This window comes from Streptomyces sp. NPDC059850 (genome assembly GCF_042731515.1).
Taxonomy (GTDB): Bacteria; Actinomycetota; Actinomycetes; order Streptomycetales; family Streptomycetaceae; genus Streptomyces.
The window spans coordinates 1-4,204 of the sequence record NZ_JBHWJI010000140.1; the positions used below are offsets into that span (position 1 = coordinate 1).

Here is a 4,204-nt window from a genome sequence, read left to right on the forward strand (position 1 = left end):
CGCGGACGCCGTGGTGGCAGCCTGAGCGGCCCCGCCGTCCGCTCGCGCGCGGGTGTGGGTGTGGGTGTGGGTGTGGGTGTGGGTGTGGGTGTGGGCGTCACCCGCGGGAATCTTCTGTCCAGGACCGTGGACAGGGACCGGACTTCATGGGTTTCATGGCCCGGGTTTTGTGACGTGGGCTGGCTGGCTGGGTGGGTGGGTGTGTGTGGTTGGCCAGGCGGGGGTGGGTTGGGGAGTGATACTTGGGTTCCAGCTGGTCACATGTATCCGGGCAGCCCCCTTTTTTTTGGTGAAAGGGGGGAGTTCACGGTCCTGGTCTGGGGGCCTCGGGGGAGGTTGGTTGTGTGGCGGGTGCTGGTACACGCTGCGTGCGCATCGGGGGTGTTATGCCCATTCGATGCCGAGTTCGGTGAGTGCGGCACGTTGGGGTTGGGTGAGTTTGTGGCGTCGTTGTTTCTGGTTGGCGTGCCAGATGCCTAGTTTGTGGTGGTGTTCCTGGCCGTTGGTGACCACGGTCTCGATGTGTCCTCGCGGTACCGCTGCCTGGGCCCCTTCCCGGTCCACCCACTGCGCGAGGGCCTGCACACCGCGCTGGAAGGCAGCTGACAGCTTCCCAGCCCCTTCCCCGCCGTTCCCAGCCCCTTCCCCGCCGTTCCCGGCTGTTTTCCCGCCGTTCTCGGCTGTTTTCCCGCCGTTCCTGGATGCCGGGGCTGGAGCGGGGCGCTCAGCAGGTTTCATACCTAGTCTGGTAAGCCGTTCTTGTTGCTGGGTGCTGAGTGTTGTCCAGTCACGGGTCTGCCGTGCGGCCCATTTGTCCAGGTCGTCGCCGTTGAACTGGGTGCCGGGTTCGATGGTGGGCAGTATGCCGCCGGGTTCGCTGGTGGCGAGGTTGGTGAGGGTGCGGTAGTGGCGTTGCCAGTCCAGTGGCCAGGGGCAGTTCCAGTCCGGGTCGATCGCTGTCAGCTGCTGCGCGCGTGTCCTGGCCCGTTCCGGGTCTTTGCCGAGGCCGTGTGTCCTGCGCAGGTTGGCCATGAGCTGTCCGACTGCCACCACCCCCTCCCTGTCCGCCGCGTCCGTACTCCGGCCCGGGTTCCATAGCGTGTTCTGGGGTGGGGCGAGGTGTCCGGTGGCGCGTCGGTATGAGCGCAGCGCGGCGAGTTTGTGTTCCCATGCTTCCTCGCCTGGTTCCCACACCATGCCTGCTTCCGGGGTGTCCAGCAGTTCCTTGCGCCGTGTTTCCAGTTCCCCGGCCCGCAGCGTTTTCCTCTGTTGATGCACCCACCGTCCCAGTGGGAAGTCCTTGGTCGTGCCCACGTTCGTCTGCGTGTCATACGGGACGGCGCACAGGCCGGTGATCTTGTTCTCGGTCCGCCACCGCAGCAGGGCCTGGTAGCCCTCCAGCCATGCCAGCGATTCCGGCCGGTAGACCCTGGTGCGCAGGAACGCCGCGATGGTCGCCGCGTCTTTGGGGGAGGAGAAGTGCAGCAGCGCCGATCCGGCGGCACCGCCGGTGGCGCCCTGTTCCCGGCCCTCACCACCACCACCGCTGCCGCTCTCGCCACTGCCGCCGCCGTCGCTCTCGCTGCCGTCCGTGGTGCTGTCCTTGGTGACGGCTTCGATGATCCGGCCGTTCTCGTCCCGCCGCAGGTGCGCGCTGCGCTGGTGTCTGCTCCGTGAGAGGGCGTGGGAGGCGAGTTGCTCGACGAGGCGTTCATCGTGGGAGCGCAGGCCCTGGAGGACGGCGACCAGGGGCTTGAAGCTGGCGGAGGCGATCATGTCGGCCGGGTCCTCGCCGGGCTGGAGGAAGACCGGGACGATGATCCTGGCGACTTTGGTGGACCCGTCGCGGTTCAGCCGGAGCGCGCGGCCGATGTTCTGCACGATCTCTACCTGGGAGCCACGGGTGTCGGCGAAACACACGGCTTCCACGCCCCGTTCACCGGTGATGTCCACGCCTTCCCCGAGGACCCGCACCGAGGCCAGGAAGGCGCGGTGTACTCGGCGGCCCGCCGCGTCGGTGCCATGAGCGAACTGCCGCAGTACCTCGCGCCGCTCGGACACAAGATGGTCGCCACACAGCCACGCGGACCATACCCGGTCCGGCGGGACGTGGCGGCCAGCCTCCAGCTCGTAGAACTGCGCATCGATCGACGACTCGGGCAGCCTCGCCTCCGCCTCCGCCAAGGCCTCCTCGGACACCTCGGTGACGTACAGCTCCGCTGCCGTCTCCGGTAGCCTCCCAGCGAACGCGGCTGCCTCCTCCACCCTCTGGTGGAACGTCATGACGGTGCGCAGGCCGTGCCGCGCCGCGTGTTCCAGCAGCGCGGTCTGCAGCAGGGCCAGACGCCGTCCCCGCAGCGCCTCCTGCGGCAGCCCGGGGGCCGCGGAGGGGTCGCGGATCTCCAGGACGTCGATTTCGAACCCGGCGAGGATTCCGCGCTCGATCGCCTCGCTGAGCCCGAGTTCGGCCAGCCACTGGCCGTAGGTTCCCTCCGGGTCGCTGGTCATGCTCGCGATCTCCAGCTCCTGGCCGTCCTTGCCCTTCTGCTGCCCGGGCGCGGCCAGGATGCGGGGCGTGGCGGTGAGGTAGAGCCGGAAGCCGGCCGGAATACGGGCGTTGTCATGGATCGCCGCCCACGGACGGCCAAGATCACCAGCCGTTCCGTGCGCCTCGTCCACGATGGCCAGATCGAAACCGTCCATCCGCTGCCCGTACAGCCGCTCCCCGCCCGCCAGAGCCGCCTCCAGCGGCCCGCGAACCATCCGCTGACCCGCCGGATCCTCCGGATCCTCCCGGTCCACGAGAGCCGCATACGTGGCATACACCACCACAGGCCCTGCACCGGCCCACATGGCCAACCGGATCGGATGCGTGGTGGTGCGCACCCCGAGCCCGTTCAACACCGGGTCGTTCTCCAGCGAGCAGACAGCGACCATGGGGGAGCGGTGGCCCACCAGGCGCCACGCCTCGGCCGTCTGGGCGAGCAGGTCGAGGGTCGGGACGGTGACAAGGACCCTGCCGCCCGGGAAGCACTCCAGCGCGGACGCGGCAGCCGTGATCGTCTTCCCTGACCCGGTCGCAGACACGATCGTGCCCCGCACCCCCTGAACAGGCCCAGACGACCTTGCAGGAAATCCCACCCACTTACGGAAACACGCCTTCTGGCTGACCTGATGTTCCCTCAGCTGAATCCCAGACATTTCCTCGCCTCCCCCGACACCCTATTCCAGCGATCTCCCCGAGCAGCCGCGTACGGGAGGCGAATACACAGCCGAACCACCCCAGACCACACTGACGCGACGCCAGCCGCCCAACCACCCCCCATCACGACCACTCCTCCAAGACACAGCACCCGGCCCCGCACATACAGCCGACGACACCACCAACGGACAACTCCCCACCACCCACGCCGCACACAAACCGCAGACCCACCCCAAGCTCCACCACCCCGCCCGCCCCTCCACAATCCACAGGCGACCACACACCAACACCACCACCCCACAAACACCAAAACACACCCCACCAAACCCCAATGACCACCCGCCACACCGCTCCCAACCAGACCCGCAATCCCACCAACACCCCGCACACAACCATCACGCCCCGCCCGGAACGCCGACACCACCCCCCGACCACCAACGCACCACCAGACATCAGCCTCCGCCACGACACCCCCACCGGCTGCCAGAAGCACGAACAGCTTTAACCAACCGCTCACACAACCTATTTGACACTTCATACGGCCCACAGTTCGGACCCTTACAACAGAATTACTCTGACCACCCATCAGCAACCACCCCCCAACACAAGAGAGCCTTCCCTACACCACCAGAGCGTGTCCTACACTTTCGCCAACGCTACATACTGCATCACATTCACCCAGCCACCACCTCCCTGACGCCCCGGACACCACAGCCAGCCCGGCCCGCGAAGCGGGCCCAAGGAACCGGAGGCGAAGCCGAAGGAACCACCTGGCGGGGGAGCGCAGCGGACCCGCCCAAGAGCGCACAGCGCTCCCCAACCCCCAACCAGCAAGACAACAACCAACACCAACCCCAGCAGATGCCGAAGCGAAGCGGAGGCATCACCCGTTCGGGGCGAAGCCCCGAACACGCTGAGCAACGCGAAGCGCCGAGCGAGCGAAGCGAGCGAGCCGGCCGCGAAGCGGCCCACTGTCTCGTATACAAATCTCCGAGCCCACAA

Annotated in this window: 1 protein-coding gene; it reads right to left on the reverse strand. The window is 67.3% G+C overall.

Annotation, left to right across the window (positions count from 1 at the left end; genetic code table 11):
- Nucleotides 1-384: 384 nt before the first annotated feature.
- Nucleotides 385-3,201 carry a Helicase associated domain protein gene (locus ACFV9T_RS42575; protein WP_385449235.1) on the reverse strand — a complete coding sequence of 939 codons (2,817 nt, stop codon included), beginning with the start codon at nt 3,199-3,201 and terminating at the stop codon, nt 385-387.
- Nucleotides 3,202-4,204: the final 1,003 nt, after the last annotated feature.